Below are 26,607 nucleotides of genomic sequence, written 5' to 3'. Positions count from 1 at the left end.
GCCGTCCCAGGCATCAGCCTTCGATGAGGACGCGGCAAGAGCGCTGGCAAAGAGGAACGACTGCTTCAAGTGCCATGCTGTCGACAAGTCCAAAAAAGGGCCTTCCTACAAGAAAGTTGCGGATAAATACAGGGGCAAGGCCGATGGCCAGAGCAAGCTGATCACCAACTTCACCACGGAGCCGATGGTCAAACTTTCAGACGGCAAGGAAGAAAAGCACAAGCTCATCGATACCAAGGACATTAACGAGCAGAAAAATCTGGCCGACTGGATTCTTTCTATTCAATAAAGGTGTATTTAACGGCGCGGCTTCTTTCGGGTCGCACGGGTGGTTTTAAAGTTAGGGGAGAAATAAAATGAAGCTCTTGCGACAGGTGTTGACCTTGTGTGCGTTTATTGGTGCCGCGGTGGGGGTATCTTCCTCCATGGCCGCCGACATTCCAAAACCGGCCGCAGGGAAAGAAGCGCCCAAGGTGGTTGTGGCCAAAGTGGCGCCCCAGGAAGCGCCCAAGGACCTCGTCCTCAAGGGCGATGCCAAGTGTACGAGCTGCCACGATGAAGCCGACGCCCCAGGCTTGCTCGCCATCGGCAAAACCAAGCACGGTACTGTCGCAGACAGCCGCACGCCGACTTGCACCAAATGCCACGGTGAAAGTGAAGCGCACGTACTCAACGCCCAGGACACCAAGATTCGCCCGAAACCCGAACGCACTTATTCCGGGCAGTTGGCGCCGGGTAGCCTTCCCTCCGCTGATCGGGTTGATCACTACTTCGGTATTCAAGGCAAGAGAACCGACACCCCGGTCGAAGAGCGCAATGGCTCTTGCCTGGAGTGCCACCAGAAGGATGCGAAGCGTTCGCACTGGATGGGAAGCACCCATCAAGCTCGCGACGTGGCGTGCTCAACGTGCCACAAGATTCACTCGGCAAAAGATGTGGTGCGCGACAAACGCACCCAGACCGAGCTCTGCTTCACTTGCCACAAGGAACAGCGCGCTCAGGTCAACAAGCCTTCGCACCACCCGATCGTTGAGGGCAAGATGGCGTGCTCGGACTGCCACAATGTGCATGGATCGGCCGGGCCGAAACTCATGAAGCGCGATAGCGTGGTCGATACCTGCTACACCTGCCATATGGAGAAACGCGGGCCGTTCGTCCATAACCATGAGCCGGTCAGTGAAGACTGCTCGAACTGCCATAACCCGCATGGCACCACGGCAGAGAGCATGCTGAAGATGCGGCCGCCATTCCTGTGCCAATCGTGCCATACACCACATGGAGGCACTATCCCTGCACTGACCGGCAATATAGGACCGACCGCATTGCGGCCAACGGCTACCTCGTCCGGCAAGAGCAATATCAACATTACCCAAGGGCGGGGTTGTCTGAACTGCCATACCCAGGTGCATGGCAGCAACAACCCGAGCGCTACCAACCCAACCCCGCAGTTCAACCTGCGCTGAGACCGGGAGATCGATGATGAACACATCCAAACAGCATTTTGGCTTCAGCCAGAAACTCATTGTCCTCTCTGTGCTCGCGGCCTTCGGGCCGGCGCACGCCGAGGAGGACATCGCACAATACATCAAGCCGGATAGCTCGGTAAGCGTCGGGCTGGGCGTTGCCAGCGGCGATAGCAAGGACAGGGCGATCTTCGGGCAATACAACGGCATGCGCAAGGATGACGCCTCTCTCCTGCTGGACTTCGATATCGTCAAACGCGACGATGCGACGGGGCTATGGACGAATTTCGAAGGCCGCAACCTGGGTCTCGACAACCGTGAACTGCGCTTTTCGCAGAATAAACAGGGGGACTGGAAGTATTCCGCGGAATATAACGAGATTACCCGCCACGATATCCGCACCATCAATACCGGCCTGCAGGGTGCCGGAACGACCACCCCGAGCGTCGTAAGATTGGCCACCCCCGGTGCAGGGACGGATCTAAACCTCGATCTCAAGCGCAAGGGCCTCAGCCTCGGCGTGGAGAAATGGCTCACCCCTAACCTCCAGTTCGAGGCGAACTTCAAGAACGAAGACAAGGATGGGGCGCGGCTGTTCGGCAAAGGCTTTGCCTGTACCTCGGGTGCGGCACCCGCGCAGGCGGGGCAAATCGGTTGTACTGCTGGCGTCACCCAGTGGGCGCTGCTGATGCTGCCCGAGCCGGTCAACTCCACAACCAAACAGTTCGAGACCAAACTGAATTTTTCCGGCGAGAAATTCATGGTGAGCGGGGGCTATTACGGCTCGTTTTTCACCAACGCTAACGGCTCCCTGACGCCAACCGTGCCGGGTACGTTAAATAACCCTCTGGGCGCTCCAACGGCACTTTCGGGTGGCCTCACCGGCATTCAGGGCATCCTGGGAATGCCCATGGCGCTGCCGCCCGACAACCAGGCGCACCAGCTTTATGTCTCCGGCAACTATGCCTTCACGCCTACAACCCGAGCCACCTTCAAGTACGCTTATACCCATGCCACGCAGAACGAGGACTTCGGCAGCATGGGACTGACGGGTGCCCCTGCCGGCATCAGCAACCTGGGTGGGGTCGTGGATTCCAGCCTGGTCCAGCTCGGCCTGACAGCACGTCCCATGGCTAAACTTTCCCTGCTTGCCAATGTGCGTTACGAGGACAAAAAGGACAAGACGCCGATCGCCTATTACAACGTAGAGGGGGTGACGACGACGCCCGCGAATTTCTTTACCAATGGCCTGACTTCGTCGAAGAGGCTGGCCGGTAAACTGGAAGCAAGCTATCAGCTGCCGGACAACTATCGGGCGACTCTGGGGGTTAATTATGACATGCTGGATCGAGGCACTCCCGATAGCACCGACAAAGTCGCCGGCCTTTCGGCGTTGCGGGCGAAAACCGAAGAGACAGGCTATCGTGCCGAACTGCGGCGTTCCATGTCTGAAACGCTCAACGCAGCCGTCAGCTATGTGAGCAGTAAGCGAGAAGGGTCGGATTGGTACTCTCTCCAAACCAGTGCTGCGGCCATCGCTGCTGGAGCTGGTTATGGCAGCATTGTCCCCGCCGGCACTATCGTTGGCGTGTCTCCCACCGCGATTTTCCCGATGTCCATGTCGGATCGCGAGCGTGACAAGGTCAGAGTGGCAGTTGACTGGGACCCGAGTAACCAGCTGTCCCTGCAGCTCATAGTTGAAGACGGAAGGGACCGGTACACCACCGCGGGCATCAAGGGCATGCGCGATACCAACATGCGCTCATACAGCCTCAACGCGGTTTATACCCTGTCCGAGGCATGGAAGCTGACCGGCTATTGGGCTCAGGGCGATCAGACCCTGGATCACGTAAATCACTCCACCGGCTACATAGCTGCCTTGGATAATGTCAGCACCACAGTAGGGCTCGGTGTGGTTGGCAGGCCGACCAGTCGACTCGAGGTAGGCGGGGATCTGTCGTATATCAATGACATCACCAAGTATGGCCTAACGGCGGATCAAACCACCACCGGCACCACGTTGGTGAACAATACAGCCCAGGCGGCGATCGGTCTTCCAGATGTCGTATATCGGCAGTCCAGGTTGAATTTGTTTGGCAAGTATGCGCTGGAGAAAAACGCCGATATCCGTGTCGACTTCATACACCAACGCACGAAGCTGGACGAATGGACCTGGGGATACAACGGCGTGCCATTTGCCTATTCCGACAACGCGACCGTTGCCCTCAATCAGAATCAGAATGTCACATTCGCTGGTGTAAGGTATATTTACAAGTTGAAGTAAGCTCGGGGAGGGGAGGCTCGCTCATGCGAGCCGCTTCCCTAGGCGGATGAAGAAAGCGGGTCGGTTGTTGCCGGCCCTGTTTTTATTGAACCTGGAAAAGTTATTTATTCGCGGCAAGCTCAAGCTGTCACGCTCATTTCTTTTCGAACAGCCTGCGGAATTCGCCGTAGTAGTTTTTGGCAGGATCTTCCATCGCGGCCACCGTGGTGAATAGGGTTTTTAGAGTCATGTAACGCGGGGCCCATTCATCGCCTCGGTCGGATAAATTAAATACCCGAGCATGCTTCCGCCGGTGTAAAGGCGTTGCATTTTTCCAGTACAATCCCTTCTTCCCGGATCGGTTAGAAAACCGCCGTTACAAAAATTTTGGGTAAACATTAATGCTGGAAGGGAAAGACCTCGCCTGTGTACGAGGCGAGCGCACGCTGTTCAGCCACCTTGACTTCACACTCAACGAAGGTGAATTGCTGCTGGTGCAGGGCGCCAACGGCAGTGGCAAAACCAGTCTGCTGCGCATGGTGTGCGGTCTGCTGACGCCGGAATTCGGTGAAATTCTGTGGCGCGGCGAAGAAATCGGCGCGGCGCGCGCGACCTACCATGCCGAGATGGCTTATTTCGGGCATGCGCCTGCGGTCAAGGAAGATCTGAGCGCCTCCGAGAATCTCGATTTTTCCTGTCGCCTGGCGGGAATCCCGGTGGATAGTGATGAGGTGAAGGGTGCGCTGGGGCACCTCGGTTTGGGCCATTGTTTGAACCTGCCGACGAAATCGCTGTCCCAAGGGCAGCGTCGGCGCGTTGCGCTGGCCCGTCTGATGCTGGTCAAGGCCAAGTTGTGGATACTCGATGAGCCATTGACAGCACTCGATCAGGCTGCCCTGCAACTGGTGCAGACTTTGATCGGCGAGCATTTGCGCCAGGGGGGCATGGCGATGATGACCACGCACCAGCCGGTCATGATTACGGGCATCGCGCCCAAAACCTTGCCATTGACGCTATGACCACGCTGCAAATTGTCTTTGTACTGCTGCGGCGCGAGCTGACGCTGGCCATGAGGCGGCGCGGGGATGTGCTTACCGTGCTGTTTTTTTTCGTCATCGTCGCCAGTCTGTTTCCGCTTGGCGTGGGGCCCGATCCCAAGCTGCTGCGCCTGATGGGTGGCGGCGTGGTGTGGGTGGCTGCCCTGCTGGCGGCGATGCTGTCTCTTGGCCGGATGTTCGCGAGCGATTACGCCGATGGCACGCTGGAACAGCTGGTATTGACGCCGACTTCCCCGGTGGTCTGGATAACCGGTAAGATACTGGCTCACTGGCTGGTGAGCGGGGTGCCGCTGATCCTCATGGCGCCGGTGCTGGGCGTTCAGTTCGGCCTGTCGAACGAGGCGCTGGGTGTGCTGGTGTTTTCGCTGCTGCTCGGGACGCCGGTGCTGTCGCTGATCGGTGCGATAGGCGCCGCCCTGACACTGGGGTTGCGCGGCGGCGGTGTGCTGGTGTCGCTGCTGGTGTTGCCGCTCTACATCCCGGTGCTGATCTTCGGTGCCGGCGCGGTGGATGGCGCGATGTCGGGCCTAGGCTCGGAAGCTCACCTGTCGTTGCTGGGCAGTATTCTGATTTTAGCTTTCATGCTGACGCCGTGGGCGGTGTCCGCGGCGTTACGGATCTCAATTGAATGATGAACCTAAAAAATGCATTTGAACCGCAAAGGCGCAAAGAACGCAAAGGAACAACAATCTGTTATCGGAATCTTTCCAGTCACCAGATAAGTGGGTGCCTGATGGATTTTATGTCCTTGTGCTCTTTGCGCCTTCGCGTCTTTGCGGTTGATGAATTGCGGTTTCTAGGATGAGCAGCTTGAACTGGTATAAATATTCCTCACCGGCGACTTTCTACGGTCTTGCCGGGAAGATGATCCCATGGTTTTACGGCGCGGCAGCGCTGTTTTGCGTGGCTGGCCTGTATATCGGGCTGTTCCTTGCACCCACCGATTTTCAGCAGAGCGAAGCCTACCGCATCATCTTCATCCACGTGCCCGCCGCCTGGATGTCCATGTTTATTTACGTGGTGATGGCCTTCTGGGCGGCGCTCGGGCTGGCTTTCAACACGCGCCTTTCATTCATGATGGCGAGCGCCCTCGCACCCACCGGCGCCATGCTGACTTTCGTGTCGTTGTGGACGGGAGCGCTGTGGGGCAAGCCGACCTGGGGCGCTTGGTGGGTGTGGGATGCGCGCCTGACTTCCGAACTCATCCTGTTTTTCCTGTATCTCGGCTTCATGGCGCTGCAGGCGGCGATCGACGATCCCCGCCGTGCCGACCGTGCCGGTGCGCTGATCGCGCTGGTGGGCGTGGTCAACGTGCCGATCATTTATTTTTCCGTCAGATGGTGGAATACCCTGCATCAGGGGGCCTCAGTGAGCATGACCAAAGCTCCGAGCATGGCCAGCATCATGCTCGTGGGCATGCTGGTGATGGCGCTGGCCGCGTGGATGTACGCCATCGCAGCGGCGTTGTCCCGGGCGCGCAGCATCATCCTGGAGCGTGAGAAAAATAGCCAGTGGGTGGCGCAAATGGTGGAGGCCGAAGCGTGAACTGGAATAGCTGGTCGGAATTTTTTCACATGGGGGGCTACGCCTTTTACGTGTGGGGATCCTATGCCGTGACCGCGGTCCTGGTTGTCGGCGAGATACTGCTGTTGAGGGCGCACCGGCAAAAGGCGTTGACGCTGGCAAAACATACTGTGAAATATGGCAAGGTCGAGAAGGACAAGTTTGATAAGGATGAGCGCAACGATGAAATCACGGCATAAGAAACTGATATTGGTCGCCGTCGCGGTGATCGCCCTGGGCGTGGTGGCAGCACTGGTGCTCAACGCTTTCCGCAGCAATCTGGTGTTTTTCTTCAGCCCGACGCAGGTGGTCAAGGGTGAGGCGCCGCGTGACCGCTCTTTTCGGATTGGCGGGCTAGTCGAGGCGGGCAGCCTGCGCCGCGAGAAGGACGGCGTGACGGCGCATTTCCGCGTCACCGATACTGCGCAAACCCTTTCGGTTACTTACACCGGCCTGTTGCCTGACTTGTTCAAGGAAGGCAAGGGCGTAGTGGCGGAAGGCCGCCTGAACGACAGCGGCGTGTTTGTCGCAACGCAGGTGCTGGCCAAGCATGACGAAAACTATATGCCGCCCGAAGCGGCCAGCGCGCTGGAACAGGCGCAAAAAGCCCAGAAAACCTTAGTCCCTCCCCAAGGAAAATAATGATTCCAGAACTCGGTAATTTTTCGTTAATCCTGGCGCTGCTGCTGGCGCTAACACAAAGCATCCTGCCGCTGGCGGGTGCCGCGCGCAACAACCCGGCATGGATGTCGGTCGCCAGGCCGGCTGCACGCGCCCAGTTTCTCTTCGTCGCCATCGCTTTCGGTTGCCTGGCCTATTCATTCCTGATCAATGATTTTTCAGTCCTGAACGTCGTGCAACATTCCTTTTCAAAGCTTCCGCCCATTTATCGCTTTACCGCTACCTGGGGCTCGCATGAAGGCTCGCTGCTGCTGTGGACATTTATTCTCGCCCTGTGGACGCTGGCGGTGACTTTGTTCAGCCGTCATCTGCCCGATGACATGGTGGCACGGGTGATCGGCGTGATGGGTCTGGTCAGCTGCGGCTTGCTGCTGTTCATGCTCACCACTTCCAATCCTTTCATCCGCTTGCTGCCCGCAGCCATGGACGGCTCTGACCTGAATCCGCTGCTGCAGGACCCGGGCATGGTGATTCATCCGCCTATCCTGTACATGGGCTATGTCGGGTTTTCCGTGGCTTTTGCTTTCGCACTGGCCGCACTGATTTCCGGCAAGCTGGATGCCAGCTGGGCGCGCTGGTCTCGCCCCTGGACCACGGCGGCATGGTCATTCCTGACCCTGGGTATCATGATGGGCAGCTGGTGGGCCTATTACGAGCTGGGCTGGGGCGGGTGGTGGTTCTGGGATCCTACCGAGAATGCTTCGCTGATGCCCTGGCTGGTGGGTACGGCACTGATCCATTCCTTGGCGGTGACAGAAAAGCGCGGCACCTTCAAGGCGTGGACGGTGTTCCTTGCCATCGGCGCATTCTCCCTGAGCCTGCTCGGCACGTTCCTGGTGCGCTCCGGCGTGCTGTCTTCAGTACACTCCTTCGCCACCGATCCGGCGCGCGGACTGTTCATTCTCGCCTTCCTCGCCGTGGTGATCGGCGGCTCGTTGCTGCTGTTCGCCTTCCGCGCCTCCCAGGTCGGGCTGGGCGGTCGTTTCGCGCTGGTGTCGCGCGAATCCTTTTTGATGGCCAATAACATCCTGCTCCTGACGGCAACCGGTGCAGTACTGCTGGGCACGCTTTACCCGTTGTTTCTCGATGCGCTTGGCCTGGGCAAGATTTCGGTCGGGCCACCTTATTTCAATTCCGTGTTCGTGCCCCTGGTCACGCCCTTGCTTTTGCTGATTGGGGTTGGCCCAATGGCGCGATGGAAACAGGCCAGCGTGCCTGAACTGGCTGACCGGCTGAAATGGGGTTTTGGCGCCAGCGTCGTGGTCGCGTTGCTGCTGCCGCTGACCTTGGGTGCCTGGAAGCCGATGGTCTCCCTGGGGATTTTGCTGGCCCTGTGGATCGTCGTCAGCATTGCCATCAACGTGCAAGGGCGTTTACGTGGCGGCGGCGGGTGGTCGGCGAACTTTTACGGCATGAATCTGGCCCACTTCGGCGTGGCGGTTGCCGTCATCGGCGTCACCATGGTGTCGGCCTACGAGACCGAGCGTAACGTGCGTATGAACGTGGGCGATACCGTGACCCTGAAGGGCTACACCTTCCTTTTCAAGGGGGCGCAAGATATGGATGGCCCCAATTACAAGGCGGCGCGTGGCACCTTGGAAGTGAGCCGAGACGGTAAGCCGGTCACCACGCTTTACCCGGAAAAGCGTACCTATACCGCGTCCGGCATGCCCTTCACCGAATCGGCTATTGACTACGGTTTCACGCGCGACCTGTATACCGCGATGGGTGAATCGCTGGATGGCGGCGCCTGGAGTGTGAGGCTGTTCCACAAGCCCTTCGTGGTATGGATCTGGATCGGCGCGGTGCTGATGGCCTTGGGCGGTGCGATGTCGATCACCGACCGACGCTATCGCACCTCGCGCAAGCAAGGGAGGGCTGGAGCATGAAGCGTTTCCTGATTCCCCTGGGTATTTTCATCGTGCTGGTGGGCTTTCTCGCCATCGGCCTCAGGCTCGATCCGCGCGAAGTGCCTTCGCCGCTGATCGGCAAGCCGGCGCCCGATTTCAAGCTTGCCCTGCTGTCCGATCCGGCCAAACAACTGAGCCCGGCGGACCTGCGCGGCAAAGTCTGGCTGTTCAATGTGTGGGCCTCATGGTGCGCTTCCTGCCGGGAGGAGCACTCGGTCCTGCTCGATTTGTCGAAGCAGGGCATCGTGCCGATCTATGGCATGGACTACAAGGACCAGCCAGGCGATGCGCAGGCCGTGCTTAATCGCTACGGGAATCCCTATGTGGAGACCGTCGTCGATCTCGATGGCCGGGTCGGCATCAACTACGGGGTGTACGGCGTTCCCGAGACCTATCTCATCGACAGGAACGGCATCATCCGCTACAAGCACACCGGCCCGGTGACCCGCGAGAGCCTGGACAAGAAAATTCTTCCCCTGGTGAAGGAGTTGCAGCAATGAGACCGTGGATGATAGCTCTCGTACTATGGTTGCCGTTTGCCGCCATGGCTGGCGAAGCCAAACCGGTAGCCGAAGACCCCGTGCTGGAGCAGCGCATGATCAAGCTTTCCGAGGATTTGCGCTGCCTGGTGTGCCAGAACGAATCGCTGGCGGGTTCCCGTGCCGACCTGGCGCAGGACCTGCGTCAGGAAATCCGTGAACAGATGCGCGCCGGCAAGAGCGACGAGCAGGTCGTCGACTATCTCACCCAGCGCTATGGCGATTTCGTGCTCTACAAACCGCCGGTCAAACCACTGACCTGGCTGCTGTGGTTCGGACCGTTCGCGCTGCTGATCGGCGCGGTGGGCGGCCTCTATGTCTACATCCAGCGACGCGGCAACCGCCCTGTCGACGAACCCTTATCCAAAGAAGAGAAGAAACGCGTGGCGGCTCTTCTGGGTAACAACGGAAATAAATCATGAGTAATTTCTGGACGATTTCGCTGTTCTGGGCGCTTTTTCTCCTTTTTATCGCAGTGGCCCTGGCGTTTGTTCTGCCGCCATTGCTGCGGCGCGATATCAGGCCTGGTCAGATAGCCCAGGTGGATAGAAAAGAGGTCAATGTCGCCATCTATTACGATCAGCTGGCCGAATTGAAGGCGGATCTCGATAACGGCGAACTGGATGCAGCGCAATACGAGGATGCCCGGCGGGAAATCGAAAAACGCCTGAGCGAGGATGTGCCGCTTGAATCCGCTCCTGTCGCGGCTGCCCAGCCACGTCGCTGGCCGGGATATGTGCTGGCCGGAGCGATTCCGGCGCTGGCGATCGCAATGTATGTGGGCCTGGGCAACCCCGAAGCACTGCTCATGTCACGCGCCGAAGCTCCCGCGGCAGTGGCAGAACAAGGCCAGCACGATGCGGCCCCCATGATCGCAGCGCTGGAAGCCAAGCTGAAGACGAAGCCGGATGATGCCGCCGGCTGGTACATGCTGGCACGCAGTTATGCCTCGACCGGAAAGTACAACGAGTCCGCACAGGCGTTCGAGAAAGCTGCCGCGCTGCTCCCCGACGATGCACGCTTGCTGGCGGATTACGCCGATGCGCTCGCCATGGCGCAGGGACAGAATCTGCAGGGGAAACCGCTGGAACTGATCAATAAGGCGCTCAAGTTGAATCCGAACGATGAGAAGGCGCTGAATCTTGCCGCATCCGCAGCCTATCAGAACAAGGATTTTGCTCAGGCGGCCTCGTATTGGCGGCGGCTGCTAACGCTTGTCCCGCCGGATGCGGACGTCGCCAAGGATATCGCGGCAGCGGCTGATGAGGCCGAGAAGCTTGCGGCCAGCCTCGGCGGCCTGGATAACATGAGCAAGCTGGGTGAGAAAGGCGGAGCGGGCGAAAAAACCGAACAACCGCGGCGGCAGGGCGCGGCGGCTATTTCCGGCATGGTGACGGTGAGCAAGGATCTCATTGCCAAGGTGAGCCCCACTGATCAGGTGTTTATTTTCGCGCAGGCGCCGCAAGGCCCAAAAATGCCCATAGCCAGCTTGAAGATCGACTCCAAGCAGCTCCCCTACCGTTTTACGCTGGACGATGCCGTGTCCATGTCGCCGAACGACAAGCTTTCAAATCATGCTGAAGTGATGATCAGTGCGCGCGTGTCGAAGTCGGGTCAGGCCATGGCGCAAAGCGGTGACTTGCAGGGGAAAATCGGTCCGGTCAAGCTCGGGCAGCAAGGCGTGGCGATCGTCATCGATACCGTTGTGCCTTGATCGCTTTTTAGGTTTATTTCTTGTCGAATAGCCTGCGGTATTCGCCGTAGCCTTCTTTTTCCAGGTCTTCCTTCGGGATGAAACGCAGCGACGCCGAGTTCATGCAGTAGCGCTTGCCGATGGGGGCGGGGCCGTCGTCGAAGAGGTGGCCCAGGTGCGAGTCGCCGAGCTTGCTGCGGACCTCGATGCGCGTCATGAGGTGCGAGCGGTCTTCGTGCAGAGCCACATGGGCCGGTTCCAGCGGTTTGGTGAAGCTGGGCCAGCCGGTGCCCGAATCGAATTTGTCGAGGGAACTGAACAGCGGCTCGCCCGACACGACATCGACGTAGACACCTTCTTTCTTGTTGTCCCAATAGGCGTTGCGGAATGCCGATTCCGTGCCGTTTTCCTGCGTGACGTGATACTGCTCCGAGCCCAGACGTTTTTTTAGTTCGTTCGCGTCTGGCTTGCGGTATCCACTACCGTTCCATGCCATTGCCTGCCCTCCCAGAATCATTCCGACTACAAATAACATCGCGTGTTTCGATTTCATCGTGCCCTCACTTTGTTCCGTCTGAAGGTTATCGTATGACAGGGCTATTCGTCCAAAAGTTTATTTCACACACCAAAACGAAAATAAAAATGTGAACTATAAATTAAACTTACACCCTTAAAAAAGAGAGCGGCATGGGCCAGAATCATATCAAAACTTCCGCAAAAGGTAGCCTGATATGGGCACTGGTCGTCATCACTTCGGCTTATGGTCAGGAAGCCCCTCCGGCAAGACCTGACCTTGTCCAGATCCAGCGGCAACTGGAAGAGCAAAGCGAGGAGCTGGCCGTGATGCAGCATGCTCTGGATGAAGAGAAGAAAAAGCTGCTGGCTCATAAGCAGGCGTTACAGGAAACACGGAAGCAGCTGGCGACATTGCAAGCCAGCGCGGGTGGGGCCCCGACGAAGCCGCTCGTCGAAAAAGTGGCCCGGACCGACGCTGCTCCCCAGCCGGTCGGGCAGGCACCAGAGAAAAAGGAGGAGACCCGCCCGCCAGCAATAGCCCAGCTTTTCGAGCAGCCCGGCGTGCTCACAGCACACGGCCAGTTTGTGCTGGAGCCTTCAGTCCAGTATTCGTACTCTTCAACCAACCGTGTCGCGCTCGTTGGCTACACCATCATTCCAGCAATAGTGATCGGCCTGATCGATGTACAAACCGTGAATCGCCAAACCTGGATCGGCGCGGTAACGGCGCGCTATGGCTTGAGCAACCGACTGGAAGTGGAAGCTAAACTGCCGTACGTTTACCGTAATGACGACTCGGTCACCCGTCCTCTTGGCACAGGGGCCGCCATGGACAGTGCCTTCAACGCCACCGGCAAAGGAATCGGAGACATCGAGTTTGGGGCGCGTTATCAGCTCAACGAGCCCGGTACGGATGGCCCCTATTACGTTGCCGGTCTGCGCTTCAAGACGCGCACCGGCAAGGATCCGTTCGAGGTGAGCTATGTTTCTGGCTCCACGCCGGTAAGCTCGCTACAGGAGGAGTTGCCCACCGGTTCGGGCTTTTATGGAATCCAGCCCAGTCTGAGCGTGATTTACCCATCGGATCCGGCCGTGTTTTTTGGCGGAGTCAACTACTTGTGGAATGTTGGACGCGACGTGAACCAGGACATTCTGGGGCAGCACATCGGTAAGGTCGAGCCAGGCAATGCCATCGGGCTCAATTTCGGCATGGGTCTTGCGCTCAACGAAAGGGCCGCTTTCAGCTTGGGCTATGAGCATACCTATATCGGCAGAACCAAGGTCGACGGGGTTGCGCCGCCTAGTGCCACCCCCATACAACTGGCCAGTCTCCTGCTCGGCTATTCCTACCGCGTCAACAACAAGACCACTGTCAGTTTGACTCTTGGTGCGGGCCTAACCAGAGATACTCCGGATACGCAATTGACCCTGCGCGTGCCCATCAGTTTCTGATTGTGGTGGGCTTCTATAACACGCGGCGGAATCCGGGAGATACCGGGTTCCGCCAGATTTTATTTTGGCTACCTTAATTGTTCGGGATGGTGCACTAGCGAACAGAGCCGTTGAGCATCTGGTTGAGGGAGGATGAAATTGCCATTGCGCGTACCAGCGCCAGGCTGTTCAGCGTCGCGTTCAGGATCGTCATGTTGCGGATAACCTGATTATCGAGCGTATTCTGGACGACCGTATTGAGCGCGGTCGTGGACAGGTTGAACCCATCGGGCAGGATGTATGTATTCTGCGGACCATTTTGAATGGTGGTGACCGGATTGACGCTGCTGCCGGCAGCATTCTGCAGGCTGGCTATGATTGCCTGTGGGTTGATGCTGTCCGCAACAGCCTGCAGGTTGCCTAGAGAATTCAGTGACGGTATGTTCAAACTGGTTATGGCGACCAGCGTTCCATTGATGAACGTTACTCTGTCAATGGAGAAGGAGAGATGCAACCCGCCAACGTTCAAATCAAATCCGCCGCGCATTTCATCCAGTTCGTCGGCAGTGGCGACACGGCAGTTTTCAAAGCCGTGGTTGAGCGTGCTAGTCTGAGCTGCGGGTGAAAAACATGCCGCAGTGCATAAAGCTACTTTCAGAAGGGTAGCTGGAATTCTGGTTTTCATGGGATTTCCTCATAAATCACTAGGCGACCGGCGCAGCAATATCATGTTGGCCAAGTCGGTCGGGCCTGCTGCGATGCCCAGTGGCGCTTTTTCTCGAATGTGCCAGTCCTGCCTGCTGTCAAAAACCACCTTATCCCGAGCGCCATTGATCACGAACAGGATTCGGTTGATCAGCATTTTTTCAAACTCCTCCCGAGGAAAGATTTTCGCTCCGGCAGAAGGGTCTCCCACGGCCACTTGGCCATTGCGGAGTCCCTTCACTACTACGAAATGGTTGTAGCCATTTTCCCGGATCAGGACGATGGCCGGAATGCCGACTTCGGCCAGCTTGTCGAGCGGCGCTTCATAACCGTCGGCAGAATAGTCGTGGGCTTCAAGGTATTGCTTGATGTCCAGCAAGGAAAAGCCTTCGCGGTGAATTTTGTCCTGATCGCCGTTCTCCCACATTTCTTGGAAAACCTTGTCTTCGCTTATGGGGTCATGGTAGTGATAAGTAAGCAGTGTCGCCAGCGCCGCGGCTCCGCAGCTATAGTCGTATTGTTGCCGCACTGTGGTGCGGAATTGCCGTTCCTTGAGGCTGCTAACCTTTACCGTCACCGAGCCGGAACCGGGAATGGTTACCCAGCCGGCCTGGACGGAAAATGAACTGAGCAGCGAGGCGGCCAACATCAACGATGAAATGCTTTTCATGGCCGGCCCCTATTGCAATTTGACGTTCAGAATGGTCGCGTTCTGTATCAGGACGTTATTGCCTGAATTCTGGATAACCGTGGACATCCCGCTAGAGCCTGAGAAAGCGCCTGTGGTGATGTAGTTGCTGCCAGTGACGTTGGCAGTGGCCTGGTTGTTGTAAAATTGCGCATCCAGATTGTTGGTGTTGAGTTCCAGGTTGTGTCCACCCCGGTTTGTTGCCAATCGATCATCCGTGATGGCGATTCCGAGCACTCCCATCTCCATTTTGTCATTTTCATCAGCTACGGCGTGTAGCGGCAGGGCATTAATCAATAATGCGGAAATGCCGATAAGCGCGTAAGTGGAGTGTTTCATAAACTATACCTCCATGGAAAAATGCCCGGGGTGAAGCGAAATAGGCTGCCCCGGGCACGTACCACACTACCTAGACTACTTTAGTGGATCGCCAGATTGGCCTGCACAGTAACGCCCTGCTGAATCAGCGAGTTGGCACCTGTGCTCTGGGCGACCGTGATGATGCCGGCCGAGCTGCTCATGCTGCCGCTGAGGGTGTTGGAGGCATTGAACGTGCCTGCATTGGCACCGCTGGCGTTGCCGCCGTTGCCGCCGATTCCACCATTGCCGGTGGTGGCCGAAGCAAGCGCCTGACCACTGGTGGCGCTGCCGCCCAGCGCGCCATTGGCTCCACTTGAGCTTGCGGTTGCCGCGCCGCCGGTAGCCGCCCCGCCAGTGCCACCGGTGCCGCCAGTTGCGCCCGTGCCGCCGACACCGCCTTGCCCGGTACCGCCATTACCCACCGCGCCAACTGCGCCTACAGCGCCCGCACCACCCGTGCTCGCGGCTGTTGCCCCGGTGCCGGTCGCTCCGGTACCGGTGGCACCCACAGCCCCGTTGCCTGCCGTGCTCGTGCCCGCTTCCCCAGTGCCTGTTGCGCCAACTGCGCCGGCGCCGCCGTTGCCGCCAACGCCGGTTCCGGCTGTGCTGGTTCCGGTTGCGCCGCCGCCAGTGGCGCCAGCGTTGCCGCCGCTACCTGTTATTCCGCCTGCACCACCGGGGGAAGAAGAAGCGGAGGAGGAACTAGTGGTGGTGCCGGCTGCAGCGGCTGCAGCAGCGGCGTTGCCGCCATTAGCACTGCCTCTTTGCGCGCCACCGGTTGCGCCCGCACCGCCGCCACTGGCTGTGGTGCCGCTGTCGCCGCCCATGCCTTTACCGGCGTTTCCTCCTGCGCCGCCGCTGCCGCCGATACCCAGGCCACCGGCGACATTGCCCGAACTGCCGCCTTTGCCGCCATTGCCGCCGGTGCCATAACCGCCGGTTCCGCTGCCACCGGTGCTGTCTCCTGCGCTGCCGCCATTGCCGCCATTGCCGCCGGTGCCGTTACCGCCTGTGCCGCCGTAGGCCGAACCGCCGCTGCCACCCTTGCCGCCGTTTCCGGCATTGCCGCCGGTGGAATCGCCGACGATGGCCACGGCTTTCACGTATCCGCCGTCACCGCCATTGGCGCCATAGGCCTTGCCGCTTGTGGCGGTTTGGTTGGCATCGCCACCGCTGCCGCCTTTGGCGCCATCGCCTGCGTGGCCGCCGCCATAGGCTCTGTTGCCGGTGTCCGTGACGGTATTGTTTTTCACGGTCCCATTAAGGTTGGTCGCCGCCGAAACAGTGGTGTTGAACGAATCCCGGTTTTCCGTGCTGGTGCGGTTCGAGGTGTTGAACGAATCCCGGTTGTTCGTGCTGGAGTCCGTGCTGGTGCGGTTCGAGGTGTTGAACGAATCCCGGTTTTCCGTGCTGGTGTCGGTCTTCGAGATGTTTTCCGTAGAGGTCTTCGTGATGGTCTTCGTGTTGTTTGGATTGTTGGAATTTTGGTTGGAAGTCGAATTTTCATTCGCCGCCGCGCCGGTTTGTCCGCTTTGGTTTGGATCAACCTGCGCTGTCTGGTTGACGTTGTCGGCGGTACTTGCGTCGTTGGTGTTGGTCGGGTTTGCCCATGCCGAGGAGGCTGCCCCGAAAGCGAGGGCGATGGCTGCCGACAGGATTTTCTTGTTCATGTTCATGATCTTTCTCCTTGAAACAAGTTGTGCTTGAGTTGTTGCGGATGTGAAACAGGCGAATACCTGTCCGCAATTTGCTCACGCAATTCTTGGGCCATCGTGGCGAAATCAGGAAAAAGAACAAAAAAAACAAGGCGTCTTCATTTTTCGCGCGGCAGAAATTTCTTCACGCAAGGGGTGGCGGCGTTGTTTTTTGTAAGCAAAACAAGTCATAAAACAGCTGTGTTTTATGTAATTCACCAAAATATCATGGAGTTACATGCGATCTGCAACCGTTTAAGCAATGTGACGTATGGATATTGGTACAGCTGGCGTATCAGTTTTGGTACGGCTGATTATTGCTTCTCGCGCCGCACCAAATCATGAGGGTCAGGTGGGGCAGCTATTGTGTAGGCAAATCGAAAGCCCGGCCGACAGAGGCTTTAACCATTCTCCAGAAGGATGTGAATTTGCTGTAACACGGGCTTTGTGGCGCGGCTTCCCGCTTCGATGGCAACGGCTGCGCGGTGGAATTCCATCAGGCCGAATTCCGCCAGCCGTGGGGCGATCAGCACGTCCGCGGGATCTCCGGCCAGGCGGCTGCGGGTGATGCGCTGCTGCATGATATTGATGCTGGAGGCCAGAACTTCCAGCATGGAAGGTCGGTTGTCGGCCGTTTTCGGGCCGGCAATGCCCAGTGTCGCCATGCCCGACTGGATTCGCGCCAGCATCGTTTCGCCGACACCATCGGGGTTGTCGGGCGCGGCCGCTTTCGATGCACGGGCTTTCCTGAGATGCTTGCCGACGATGTCGGAATTCAAATCCACGGCGATCACCAAATCGGCCCCCATTGCCCGGCACAGGGAGACGGGAACCGGGTTCACCAGGCCGCCGTCCACCAGCCACCGCCCTTCGTGTTCAACCGGGGTGAATAGGCCGGGCAGCGCAATGGAGGTGCGCACGGCGTCGGATACCATGCCCTCCTGTAAGCCAGACTTCGCGCCCGGTTTGAAGGTCGGTAGCCACTGCGGCGAAGGGCAGGGGTAGTTCGGAGATCGGCACATCGACAAAGTGGCTGCGAAAGAATTCGATCAGTTTCTCGCCCTTGATCAGGCCGCCGCCCAGGGAGAAATCGAGAAAGCCGACGACGGTTTGCAGCGTGAGGCTTTTGGTCCACTGCTCAAGCCGGTCCAGGTCGCCGTCGACGTAGGCAGCACCCACCAGAGCGCCAATCGAAGTGCCGCACACCATGTCCGGTACGATCCCGGCTTCGGCGAGTGTGCGGATCACCCCGATATGCGCCCAGCCTCTTGCCGAACCGCCGCCCAGCGCAAGACCGATCTTGGGTTTGTGAGTTGTCGTCATGCTGTTACCTCTGAATCGGGCGTGGCCTGAGGTTTGATTCTAGGTCAAACGCAGCGGGGATTCGCCCATCAGATCATTTTGCAGCCGATTTCCTTCAGGTCCGACAGGCTGCTAGGCTTCCATGTAACCGGTAGTAGGCTTTGGCCCTAGCTGTTCGAGTGCGCGTTTGAGCTGCACAATTTCCTGTTCCAGTTCGTCGACGCGCTGCTCCAGTTGGTCCAGTCTTTCGATCTCTGCGCCGGAAAGGTCGGAGGCGCTGTTCGTGCTCCCGGAAAACTCCATCGCTGGCGCGTCGCCGCTGAAGAGATGCATGTAGCGCGATTCCCTTTTCCCCGGCTCGCGCGGAAGCTTTGCGACAAAAGGGCCGTCGCTGCGTTCCATCAGGCGGTCGAGCGCGGATTCGACTTCCTGCATGTCGCCGAATTTGCACAGGCGGATGGTGTGGGTGCGCAGTTCGCCCGGAGTCTGCGGGCCGCGCAGCAGAAGCGCGCAAACGATGCCGAGCTCCTGTTCCGAAAATTTCAGGATGCCGAACTCGGTATTGCAGAAGCGATGCTTGTATTTCGTGGTGCGGCTGCCGAAGCCGGTTTGATCGCTGGCCAGCGATCTCTTGACCAGCCCGTCCAGCGTTTCCTGAACTGTCGCCTCATCCAGCTCCAGAACCGGCTCTCGGTTGCTTTTCTGGTTGCACGCATTGGTCAGCGCGTTGAGCGAGAGCGGGTATTGATCGGGTGTGGTGATTTCCTTCTCGATCAGGGAGCCGATGATGCGCGCTTCATAAGGGGTGAGTTCGATATCCATCAGTTTTTTCCTTATTGTCCGTGATTGTCCTTAAACCTAAAAAAACTCAATTCAGCCACGGATTACCAAAAGTAGGCGCCTCTAGGCGACACGGATTATCACGGATAAAACAAAGTATTGTGGAAAATCTGCCATTCACCCGAAAGGTACCCAAGATAAGAAAGTCAACCCATTGATAATCCGTGTACATCTGTGTCGCCTAGAGGCGCCTACTTTTGGTAATCCGTGGCTGAGCCGTTATAAGGTTGATTCTAGCCCAGAACCAGCGGCGGTTCGTCCATCAGCGCGGCCTGTTCGCGGAGGGCGAGAATCTGGTCTTGCCAGTAGCGCTGGGTGTTGAACCAGGGAAAACTGGCTGGAAAGGCCGGGTCACTCCAGCGCTGGGCCAGCCAGCCGGCGTAGTGGATCAGGCGCAGGGTGCGCAGCGCCTCCACCAGCAGCAATTCGCGCGAGTTGAAATCGTGGAACTCCTTATAGCCTTCCATGAAGTCGGACAGCTGCCGGGTCATCGAGGTGCGGTCGCCGGACAGCAGCATCCAGATGTCCTGCACGGCCGGACCCATGCGGCAGTCGTCGAAATCGACGAAGTGCGGGCCGGTGTCGGACCACAGCACGTTGCCGGGGTGGCAGTCGCCGTGGAGCCGGATCAGCGCAATGGGTTCGGCGCGTGCGAAGGCTGTCCGCACGCGTTGCAGGGCATCTTCGACCGTGGAGGTGTAGGCGGCTTCCAGATCGGGCGGGATGAAGCCGTTGGCGATGATATAACGGTAGGGCTCCACGCCGAAGGTCTCGATGGTGATCGTGGGACGGTGGGCAAAGGGTTCGATGGCGCCGACCGCGTGGATGCGGCCGATGAAGCGGCCCATCCATTCCAGGGTGTCGGGGTCGTCGAGTTCCGGTGCCCGCCCAGGCTGGCGTGGGGAAATCGTGAAGCGAAAACCCTCGAATTCGTGCAGGGTGCGCCCGGTTTTGTCGACCAGGGGCGCCACGACGGGGATTTCCCGTTCGGCGAGCTCCAGCGTGAAGCGGTGTTCCTCGAGGATGGCCTCGTCCGTCCAGCGCAGCGGGCGGTAGAACTTGGCGATGACCGGCGCGCTTTCCTCGATGCCGACCTGATAGACCCGGTTCTCGTAGCTGTTGAGCGCGAGCAGGCGGCCGTCGCAGCGCAGGCCCAGACTTTCTACTGCATTCAGGATGCGGTCAGGGGTGAGATCCTGGTAGGGCGGGCTGGGAGTATCCACTGTGGCCATTCAATACAATTGAAAGACTCATTGTAGCCTTGGCGCGAGGGAAATGGGGTAATCCTGCTGCCGGACTGGCAAGCTGCGCCGACAGAGGTTACCATCCGGTTCAAGGCCTGATGCCGCAACGTTAATTCAAACAAAATCCAGAATGTTTTCCACCAAGGATTGAGAAATACCCAGAGGAGGGGCGCCGTGAATTTTTTGAACAATATGAAAATCCGAACCAAGCTGACCGTTCTGATCGTTTTCGTCTCGGTTCTCCTCGGCGGGATCGGGCTGACGGGGCTGCTGGGAATCAATAATTCCAACAACGCCCTGTTGAGCGTCTATAACGATCGCCTGCTGGCGATCAACCAGCTCAACGAGATCCGCCGCAACCAGATGCAGATCCGCATCGAGCTGCTTTCCGCCCGGCAGGAGACGGACGGATTCGAAGTCATGGCGCATGCCGACAAGGTGAGCAGGAACATTTTCTTGATAGAAAATATCCTGAAATCCTACAATGCGCGCCAGATGTCTGAAGAAGAGAAAAAGCTGCTGGCCGCTTTCATCAAGGAACGGATGAATTTCGGGATGAATGGCGTCATGCCCACCATCGACCTGTTGCAAGCGGAGAAATTTGCTCAGGCCGACAAGTTGCGCAAGGATGTCATGGACCCGGCTTATGCGAAGGCTTCGGAGGGCATCGATGCGCTGATCAAGCATCAGGTGGACGCCGCCAAAAACGAATACGAGCGCGCCCTGGCCATCGGCAAAACCATTCGGATCGCATCCATTGCAAGCATCGTCGTGGGGCTCGCGCTGACTATTTTGATTGGCCTGGTGATCACTCGCTCGGTGAACCGTGGGGTTTCCACCCTGGCGGATTCGGCGAAAAGACTGTCTGCCGGCGACCTGACCGCACGTGCCAACCTGGTGAGCCAGGACGAGTTGGGCGAGGTGGCCCAGGCATTCAACCAGATGGCTGCAGATTTTTCTTCCATCATCGGCACGATCCGCAACTCAGCCGACCAGGTCAACTGCGCCGCCGAAACGCAGTCCAACGCCGCGGAGCAAATCGCCGCCCTCGCCAATAGCCAAACCGAGCAGGCGGGAAACGCGGCCACCGCCATCGAGGGCCTGAATACGATGGTCAAGGAAGTCGCGGAGAAGGCGAAATCGATTTCAGAAGCGGCGCATGAGGCCAGCGCCATGGCGGACAAAGGGCACGATGTCGTGAATGCCGCCGTGAACGGCATCCAGGCGATATCCCGGACGGTGAACGAATCGGAGGCAATGATCGAATCCCTCGGCCATCGCTCCAACCAGATCGGGCAGATCGTCGGGGTGATCAAGGATATTGCCGACCAGACCAACCTGCTCGCGCTGAACGCCGCCATCGAAGCGGCGCGTGCGGGCGAGCAGGGGCGCGGATTTGCGGTCGTGGCGGATGAAGTGCGCAAACTGGCTGAGCGAACCACCCACGCCACGTCCGAGATATCGACTATGATCGGCGCCATTCAGTCGGAAATCTCGAGTGCGGTCACCACCATGGGGAAAGGCGGGGAGCAGGCCGAGGAAGGCGTTGCAATGGCGCATCAGGCCGACGAGGCAATCGACCAGATCACTGCCAGCGTAAAGCGCGTGGTGGAAATGATCCAGCAGATTGCTCACGCCACCCGCGAAGAAAGCGAAATAACCGGCACGGTCGCCACCCGGATCGATCAGATTGCCCGGATGGCTTCCGAAAGCAGCGCGACGATAGGTCAAACCGCCGAGGCATGCCGAGGCATCCAGGCCATGACCCATGCCCTGCAGGATGAGGTGGCCCGCTTCAGGCTTTGAACCATCAAGGCAGCGGAATGGGTTAAAGAGTAATGGGTGATGGGTGATGGGTGATGGGTGATGGGTGATGGGTGATGGGTGATGGGAAAAACCTGGTGCGCCACGCTGTTACTCATTCCTCATGCCGTGTTACGCATCATTTTTTGGGTTCCGGCTCTGCCGGTTTAGGGACACACAGGAAACTATGAGCAAGAACTATTCGGACTCTTCCATCCGCGTCCTGCGCGGGTTGGAGCCAGTGAAGCAGCGGCCGGGAATGTATACGCGCACCGACAATCCGCTGCATATCATAACCGAGGTGGTGGACAATTCTGCCGACGAGGCCTTGGCCGGTTTTGCCAAGATCATCAAGGTGCAGCTGCATGGCGATGGTTCGGTTTCGGTCACGGACGATGGCCGCGGCATTCCGGTCGGCATCCATCCCGAGGAGGGCGTGTCGACGGTCGAGGTGGTGTATACGCGGCTGCATGCGGGCGGCAAGTTCGACAAGAAAGCCGGCGGGGCTTACCAGTTTTCCGGCGGGCTGCACGGCGTCGGCGTTTCCGTCACCAACGCGTTGTCGCACCGGCTCGAAGTGACGGTAACGCGCGAGGGTGGCGTCCACCGCATGGCGTTTACCGGCGGCGACGTGGTCGAGCCGCTGGCGCTGATCTGCAGCGCACCCAAGCGCGCCTCCGGCACATCGGTCCGGGTGTGGCCGGATGCGCAGTATTTCGACACTGCAGAGATTCCGCCGCAGCAACTGGAGCGGGTGCTGAAGGCCAAGGCGGTGCTGCTGCCCGGCGTGCGCGTTGTGCTTGCTATCGAGGACAAGAACGGGCTGATCAAGGACGAAAAGGAGTGGGTTTACCAGGACGGGCTTTCCGACTATCTCAGGTCGCAACTGTCGGAATACCTGATCGACGGGTTGTTCTGGAAGTTCTCCAAATACGCGCCGGCCTCGCACGACACCTTCGCCGAAGGCGAGGGGGCGGAATGGGTGGTGGCCTGGACGGAGGACGGGCCGATCGTGCGCGAGTCCTACGTCAACCTGATCCACACGCCGTCCGGCGGCACCCATGAAGCCGGCCTGCGCGACGGCATCTTCAACGCGGTGAAGAGCTACATCGAGCACCATAGTCTGCTGCCCAAGGGTGTCAAGCTTACCGCCGACGACGTGTTCAGCCGCATCTCCTTCGTCCTCTCGACCAAGATGCTGGATCCGCAATTCCAGGGGCAGACCAAGGAGCGGCTGTCGTCGCGCGACGCGCTGCGCCTGGTCACCGCCATGGTGCGCGACCCGCTCGAGCTGTGGCTCAACGAGCACCAGGAACAGGCAAAAAAGATCGCTGAATTCTCGATCCGGGCAGCGCAGACGCGCCAGCGTGCCGGGCAGAAGATCGAGAAGCGCAAGTCTTCCGGCGTCGCCGTGCTGCCGGGCAAGCTGGCCGACTGCCAGTCCGACAACCTGGAAGAGCGCGAGCTGTTCCTGGTCGAGGGCGATTCCGCCGGCGGCTCCGCCAAGCAGGGCCGCAACAAGGACACCCAGGCCATCCTGCCCCTGCGCGGCAAGGTGCTCAATACCTGGGAGCACGAGGCCGACCGTATCTACGCCAACAACGAGATCCACAACATCGCCGTGGCGCTCGGCGTCGATCCGCACGCGCCGGACGACACGCCGGACATGTCCAACCTGCGCTACGCCCGCGTCATCATCCTGGCCGACGCCGACGTGGACGGCAGCCATATCCAGGTGCTGCTGCTGACCCTGTTCTACCGCCACTTCCCCGCCCTGATCCGCGCCGGTCGGGTGTGCGTCGCGCAGCCGCCGCTGTACCGGGTGGACGTGCCGGCCCAGGGCAAGAACAAGCCGGCGCGCAAGTTCTATTGTCTCGACGATGGCGAGCTGGAAGGCACGCTGGATCGACTGCGCGCCGACAAGGTGCGCGAAGGCTCGTGGCAGGTGTCGCGCTTCAAGGGCTTGGGCGAAATGAACCCGGTGCAGCTGTGGGAAACTACCCTCAACCCCGACGCGCGCCGCCTGCTGACCTTGAGGACGGACGATTTCACCGGCTATGTCCGGGAAGTCTTCAACAAGCTGATGGCGAAATCCGAGGCCGCTTCAAGGCGGGCCTGGATGGAAGAGGCGGGCCATCTGGTGGAAGCGGACGAGTGACGCCTCGCGCGTATGATGCGGTTCGCATTGCACATCACACTACGGGCTATAGTTGATTGTTGCCCTATCCACTACAGCCAGTATTTCGCGGGCCGCGCCGCTGATTCATTCAATCGAAACAGCAGCGGTCGGTGCTCCCGGCGATCGAGGTCGATGGCCGCGGATTTTCCCATCCCTCTAGCAAATAAAGCTTCCATGCCCTTCCTTCCCCAAGCCATTGGGTAAGGAAGGGCGATTTTCTGTCGGAAACCTTTACGCTGGCTGATTAAGCCCGCCCGTTTGAAATCCCGTTTTTTTTATCCTATGGTTAGTTATTCGGTTGTGCCGCGGAGAAAGACCTGACTCGCCTTTGCTCCGCCCGTGCGACCGGCTGTGCTTTCGGTGACTTTTAAGGAGTCGATTATGGCTGCGCATAGATTCGGATCGGTGATTGGCTTGCTTTTTGTCCTGGCGCTGGGTGCGTGCGGAACAGTGGGCAATCGCACCGATAATGTTTCCTCAGGATATGGCGTAGTGCAATCCATTGAACTTGTAAAACAGGAAGGTATAGGTGGAAGCGGTATCGGCGTGGGTACCGTGGCGGGTGGCGTGGTTGGGGGGGTACTAGGCAGCCAGGTGGGCTCTGGGACAGGCCAAACAGCTGCGACCATCGGCGGTGCCGCCGCCGGGGCTTATATCGGGCATCAGATGGAGAAGGGGAAAGGCGATGTGTATAAATTTACTATCCGCATGGACAACGGGTCCTATCAAACAGTGACACAAAGCACGAGCACTAATTTTAGGGTGGGCGACAGGGTGCGGATTGAAAACGGTGTCCTGTCACGGCCCTGATTTTTTCGCAATGGGTGAATTTTTGGGTTGCAGCTTCGATGCAATCGGTAATGGGGAGGATATGCCATGCCAGCTTTATGATATTGCAACGCAAGTTGTAAGAAAGACCTCTTGATCGTACCCGTCGATTGAGAGGAGTCGTGAATTAATCATTTATCAGGAGATAACCATGACACTATTCAATCGGTTCACCACCTTGTTCTTCGCCATTTTGCTGGCTTCTCTGATCGGATGCGCATCGACGTCCAAGCATGAGGGAACCGGTGAGTATGTCGACGACGCTGTCATCACCACCAAAGTGAAGGCGGCGATTTTCAACGAGCCCACCCTGAAAACGACCGAGATCAACGTTGAAACCTTCAAAGGCGTGGTTCAGTTGGGCGGTTTCGTCAACTCCCAGGCCGACATCAACAAGGCGGTCGAAGTTGCACGCAGCGTCAAGGGCGTGAAATCCGTCAAAAACGACATGCGGCTTAAGTGACGTTCAAGCTGTCGCCGGATGTTCAGATGACTTCGTCGCGGTTTGGGGGGCATGTTGTTGGACAGTCGAGCCTGGGGCGGACCAAAACCCGCGACGACCGACCCCGTTTGCCCTGAGAATCCTGCGGCCAGAAGGCCATAAAAACAAATCCACGCCGAATCAGGCGTCAGGCTTGTGATTTTCAGGCAATTTACTAAACATAATTTGGAGAATCGTAAATGAATACCTTGGAGAGATTTAAATTGGTCGTGGTTTCAATGGCTATTGCCGCTGGGCTCGTCGCATGCGACAAGCCCAAGCCCGCAGAAACGGCGGGCCAGAAAATTGACCAGGCGGCTGAGAAAGCTGGCGAGAAAATGGAACAGGCAGCAGAGAAGCTTGGTGCGCAAAGCGAGAAAGCCGGTGAGGTGTTCGATGATGCTGCGATTACCGCTAAAGTCAAAGCAGCCATTCTTGCCGAGGAGGGCCTCAAAGTTTTGCAAATCAATGTCGACACGATGAAAGGAGTGGTGACGCTGAGCGGATCGGTCGATACGCAGCAAAACAGCGATAAAGCCAAAGAAATAGCGGGTGCCGTGGCTGGCGTAAAAGAGGTTGAAAACAAGCTGGTGGTTAAGTCGACGGGCTGAGATATCACTCCGCGGGGTAGGTGATGCGGCTACCGTCCACCCGCGCCCAGGGTGTGAGGGTGTGGGGTTGGCGGTGTGTGGCGCTCATGATGTCTTCCACTGGGATTCCGCGCACCGTGAGGGCGTCGGCGATGAGGGAGCGGTGACAGCGCCAGGGCACGGCTTCGGCGCACATCAGGGCGATATGCTCTTGCTTGGCATGCTCGATCAACTGTTCCAGGTTTTCCGCGAACGCGTCGGTCTGCATGTAGTCCGCGTAGCCGCGGAACGAGGCGTTGCGCCAGGCCAGGTTGGGCGAATCGGCGCGGGAGTGGCGCAGACCGCCGAGTCCCGGCAGGTGGACATAGCCGATGCCGGCGGTCTGCAGCGCGTCGGGCAGGGTGTCGCGGTTGAACTGGGGGTTGTGGCGCGAGCGGGGGACGCTGCGCACATCCGCTATTTGGGTCACGCCGTGGGCTTGCAGCAGGTGGATGAAGTCTGCCAGTTCCCGGGTCGAATGCCCGATCGTAAACACGGTGGGCGGATGTTCCGAAGCCTGGTTTGTCACGCCACCTCTCCCGTTTCCGCCAGCCCATGCAGCAGCAGATGGAAGTAGGCTGCCAGCGCTTTACCGCCCGGCATACCCCTTCACAGTCCAGCGGTCCAGCGGCCCAGCGGCCCACCCCGTGCAGTTCCAGCAAGCGCTTCTTTGCCGCTTCGTTGTCCAGGACGGCAACCCCTTCCAGGTCCACGCGCCCTTCGGCGTCGTCGGCGAG

29 protein-coding genes are annotated in these 26,607 nt (G+C 58.7%); 19 read left to right on the top strand and 10 right to left on the bottom strand.

Translation table 11 applies throughout. From position 1 onward, the window contains the following. From VMV64_RS06550 to ccmI, 12 genes are all read left to right on the top strand, one after another. A partial coding sequence (locus VMV64_RS06550) for a c-type cytochrome (RefSeq protein WP_325329157.1) occupies positions 1-289 on the top strand: 289 nt, incomplete at its 5' end. A 67-nt stretch (positions 290-356) separates the two neighbouring features. Continuing rightward, positions 357-1,463 (top strand): DmsE family decaheme c-type cytochrome, encoded by a 1,107-nt coding sequence (locus VMV64_RS06545; protein WP_325329156.1) that lies wholly within the window; start codon positions 357-359, stop codon positions 1,461-1,463. Between the two features lie 13 nt (positions 1,464-1,476). Then, positions 1,477-3,747: an MtrB/PioB family decaheme-associated outer membrane protein gene (locus VMV64_RS06540; protein WP_325329155.1), complete on the top strand. Its 2,271-nt coding sequence runs from the start codon at positions 1,477-1,479 to the stop codon at positions 3,745-3,747. A gap of 380 nt (positions 3,748-4,127) precedes the next feature. Further along, positions 4,128-4,745, top strand: a complete 618-nt coding sequence (ccmA, locus tag VMV64_RS06535) for a cytochrome c biogenesis heme-transporting ATPase CcmA (RefSeq protein WP_325329154.1) — start codon at positions 4,128-4,130, stop codon at positions 4,743-4,745. Beyond that, entirely contained in the window at positions 4,742-5,416 is a 675-nt protein-coding gene (ccmB, locus tag VMV64_RS06530) for a heme exporter protein CcmB (RefSeq protein ID WP_325329153.1), read from the top strand. The genes ccmA and ccmB overlap by 4 nt, the downstream gene beginning before the upstream one ends. Before the next feature lie 169 nt (positions 5,417-5,585). Then, the gene (ccmC, locus tag VMV64_RS06525) at positions 5,586-6,329 is read left to right on the top strand and encodes a heme ABC transporter permease CcmC (protein WP_325329152.1); all 744 of its coding nucleotides are present in this window, start codon (positions 5,586-5,588) and stop codon (positions 6,327-6,329) included. Continuing rightward, positions 6,326-6,547, top strand: a complete 222-nt coding sequence (gene ccmD, locus VMV64_RS06520) for a heme exporter protein CcmD (RefSeq protein ID WP_325329151.1) — start codon at positions 6,326-6,328, stop codon at positions 6,545-6,547. Before ccmC ends, ccmD begins: the two co-directional genes overlap by 4 nt. Further along, positions 6,531-6,989 carry a cytochrome c maturation protein CcmE gene (ccmE, locus tag VMV64_RS06515; protein ID WP_325329150.1) on the top strand — a complete coding sequence of 153 codons (459 nt, stop codon included), beginning with the start codon at positions 6,531-6,533 and terminating at the stop codon, positions 6,987-6,989. Before ccmD ends, ccmE begins: the two co-directional genes overlap by 17 nt. Continuing rightward, on the top strand, positions 6,989-8,917 hold the full coding sequence (locus tag VMV64_RS06510; protein WP_325329149.1) for a heme lyase CcmF/NrfE family subunit: 1,929 nt from the start codon (positions 6,989-6,991) through the stop codon (positions 8,915-8,917). Before ccmE ends, VMV64_RS06510 begins: the two co-directional genes overlap by 1 nt. Beyond that, positions 8,914-9,438, top strand: a complete 525-nt coding sequence (locus VMV64_RS06505; protein WP_325329148.1) for a DsbE family thiol:disulfide interchange protein — start codon at positions 8,914-8,916, stop codon at positions 9,436-9,438. Before VMV64_RS06510 ends, VMV64_RS06505 begins: the two co-directional genes overlap by 4 nt. An 8-nt stretch (positions 9,439-9,446) precedes the next feature. After that, on the top strand, positions 9,447-9,899 hold the full coding sequence (locus VMV64_RS06500; protein WP_325329147.1) for a cytochrome c-type biogenesis protein: 453 nt from the start codon (positions 9,447-9,449) through the stop codon (positions 9,897-9,899). Continuing rightward, positions 9,896-11,191 carry a c-type cytochrome biogenesis protein CcmI gene (ccmI, locus tag VMV64_RS06495; RefSeq protein ID WP_325329146.1) on the top strand — a complete coding sequence of 432 codons (1,296 nt, stop codon included), beginning with the start codon at positions 9,896-9,898 and terminating at the stop codon, positions 11,189-11,191. The genes VMV64_RS06500 and ccmI overlap by 4 nt, the downstream gene beginning before the upstream one ends. Before the next feature lie 13 nt (positions 11,192-11,204). On the opposite strand, the gene msrB is transcribed toward ccmI, so the two are convergent. Next, positions 11,205-11,666, bottom strand: coding sequence for a peptide-methionine (R)-S-oxide reductase MsrB (gene msrB, locus VMV64_RS06490; protein ID WP_325329158.1), 462 nt, complete (start codon positions 11,664-11,666; stop codon positions 11,205-11,207). A gap of 191 nt (positions 11,667-11,857) precedes the next feature. Here msrB and VMV64_RS06485 point away from each other — a divergent pair, with 191 nt between their 5' ends. Further along, on the top strand, positions 11,858-13,138 hold the full coding sequence (locus VMV64_RS06485) for a transporter (RefSeq protein ID WP_325329145.1): 1,281 nt from the start codon (positions 11,858-11,860) through the stop codon (positions 13,136-13,138). A 94-nt stretch (positions 13,139-13,232) separates the two neighbouring features. Here VMV64_RS06485 and VMV64_RS06480 read toward each other — a convergent pair whose 3' ends face one another. The 4 genes from VMV64_RS06480 to VMV64_RS06465 all read right to left on the bottom strand — a co-directional run bounded on the left by VMV64_RS06480 (position 13,233) and on the right by VMV64_RS06465 (position 16,546). After that, positions 13,233-13,802, bottom strand: coding sequence for a hypothetical protein (locus tag VMV64_RS06480; protein WP_325329144.1), 570 nt, complete (start codon positions 13,800-13,802; stop codon positions 13,233-13,235). 9 nt (positions 13,803-13,811) lie between these two features. After that, positions 13,812-14,492, bottom strand: a complete 681-nt coding sequence (locus VMV64_RS06475; RefSeq protein ID WP_325329143.1) for a C39 family peptidase — start codon at positions 14,490-14,492, stop codon at positions 13,812-13,814. 9 nt (positions 14,493-14,501) lie between these two features. After that, positions 14,502-14,849 (bottom strand): hypothetical protein, encoded by a 348-nt coding sequence (locus tag VMV64_RS06470; protein ID WP_325329142.1) that lies wholly within the window; start codon positions 14,847-14,849, stop codon positions 14,502-14,504. An 80-nt stretch (positions 14,850-14,929) separates the two neighbouring features. Continuing rightward, positions 14,930-16,546: a hypothetical protein gene (locus tag VMV64_RS06465; protein ID WP_325329141.1), complete on the bottom strand. Its 1,617-nt coding sequence runs from the start codon at positions 16,544-16,546 to the stop codon at positions 14,930-14,932. Between the two features lie 96 nt (positions 16,547-16,642). On the opposite strand from VMV64_RS06465, the gene VMV64_RS06460 reads away from it, so the two are divergent. Further along, positions 16,643-16,909 carry a hypothetical protein gene (locus tag VMV64_RS06460; RefSeq protein ID WP_325329140.1) on the top strand — a complete coding sequence of 89 codons (267 nt, stop codon included), beginning with the start codon at positions 16,643-16,645 and terminating at the stop codon, positions 16,907-16,909. Between the two features lie 56 nt (positions 16,910-16,965). On the opposite strand, the gene VMV64_RS06455 is transcribed toward VMV64_RS06460, so the two are convergent. The 4 genes from VMV64_RS06455 to VMV64_RS06440 all read right to left on the bottom strand — a co-directional run bounded on the left by VMV64_RS06455 (position 16,966) and on the right by VMV64_RS06440 (position 19,938). Then, positions 16,966-17,499, bottom strand: a complete 534-nt coding sequence (locus VMV64_RS06455) for a patatin-like phospholipase family protein (protein ID WP_325329139.1) — start codon at positions 17,497-17,499, stop codon at positions 16,966-16,968. Continuing rightward, entirely contained in the window at positions 17,441-17,887 is a 447-nt protein-coding gene (locus tag VMV64_RS06450; protein ID WP_325329138.1) for a patatin-like phospholipase family protein, read from the bottom strand. The genes VMV64_RS06455 and VMV64_RS06450 overlap by 59 nt, the downstream gene beginning before the upstream one ends. Positions 17,888-17,998: 111 nt before the next feature. Then, the gene (locus tag VMV64_RS06445; protein WP_325329137.1) at positions 17,999-18,688 is read right to left on the bottom strand and encodes a YceH family protein; all 690 of its coding nucleotides are present in this window, start codon (positions 18,686-18,688) and stop codon (positions 17,999-18,001) included. A 251-nt stretch (positions 18,689-18,939) separates the two neighbouring features. Continuing rightward, positions 18,940-19,938, bottom strand: a complete 999-nt coding sequence (locus VMV64_RS06440) for a serine/threonine protein kinase (RefSeq protein WP_325329136.1) — start codon at positions 19,936-19,938, stop codon at positions 18,940-18,942. Between the two features lie 204 nt (positions 19,939-20,142). Between VMV64_RS06440 and VMV64_RS06435 the strand changes: the two genes are divergently transcribed. The 5 genes from VMV64_RS06435 (at position 20,143) to VMV64_RS06415 (ending at position 25,852) form a co-directional block, all read left to right on the top strand. Next, positions 20,143-21,756 carry a methyl-accepting chemotaxis protein gene (locus VMV64_RS06435; protein ID WP_325329135.1) on the top strand — a complete coding sequence of 538 codons (1,614 nt, stop codon included), beginning with the start codon at positions 20,143-20,145 and terminating at the stop codon, positions 21,754-21,756. 184 nt (positions 21,757-21,940) lie between these two features. Further along, positions 21,941-23,911 carry a DNA topoisomerase IV subunit B gene (parE, locus tag VMV64_RS06430; RefSeq protein WP_325329134.1) on the top strand — a complete coding sequence of 657 codons (1,971 nt, stop codon included), beginning with the start codon at positions 21,941-21,943 and terminating at the stop codon, positions 23,909-23,911. A gap of 402 nt (positions 23,912-24,313) precedes the next feature. After that, complete coding sequence (locus VMV64_RS06425) at positions 24,314-24,742, top strand: glycine zipper 2TM domain-containing protein (RefSeq protein WP_325329133.1); 429 nt, start codon at positions 24,314-24,316, stop codon at positions 24,740-24,742. 169 nt (positions 24,743-24,911) lie between these two features. Further along, positions 24,912-25,223, top strand: coding sequence for a BON domain-containing protein (locus VMV64_RS06420; RefSeq protein WP_325329132.1), 312 nt, complete (start codon positions 24,912-24,914; stop codon positions 25,221-25,223). A gap of 218 nt (positions 25,224-25,441) precedes the next feature. Continuing rightward, positions 25,442-25,852, top strand: coding sequence for a BON domain-containing protein (locus tag VMV64_RS06415; protein ID WP_325329131.1), 411 nt, complete (start codon positions 25,442-25,444; stop codon positions 25,850-25,852). 4 nt (positions 25,853-25,856) lie between these two features. Here the strand turns inward: VMV64_RS06415 and VMV64_RS06410 are convergent, their stop codons facing one another. Then, entirely contained in the window at positions 25,857-26,399 is a 543-nt protein-coding gene (locus tag VMV64_RS06410) for a DUF488 domain-containing protein (protein ID WP_325329130.1), read from the bottom strand. Between the last annotated feature and the right edge of the window lie 208 nt (positions 26,400-26,607).

The sequence above is a fragment of the Sulfuricella sp. genome (genome assembly GCF_035531155.1).
Classification (GTDB): Bacteria; Pseudomonadota; Gammaproteobacteria; order Burkholderiales; family Sulfuricellaceae; genus Sulfuricella.
Note: the sequence above shows the minus strand (reverse complement) of the source record. Positions and strands in the feature narration are given on the sequence as shown.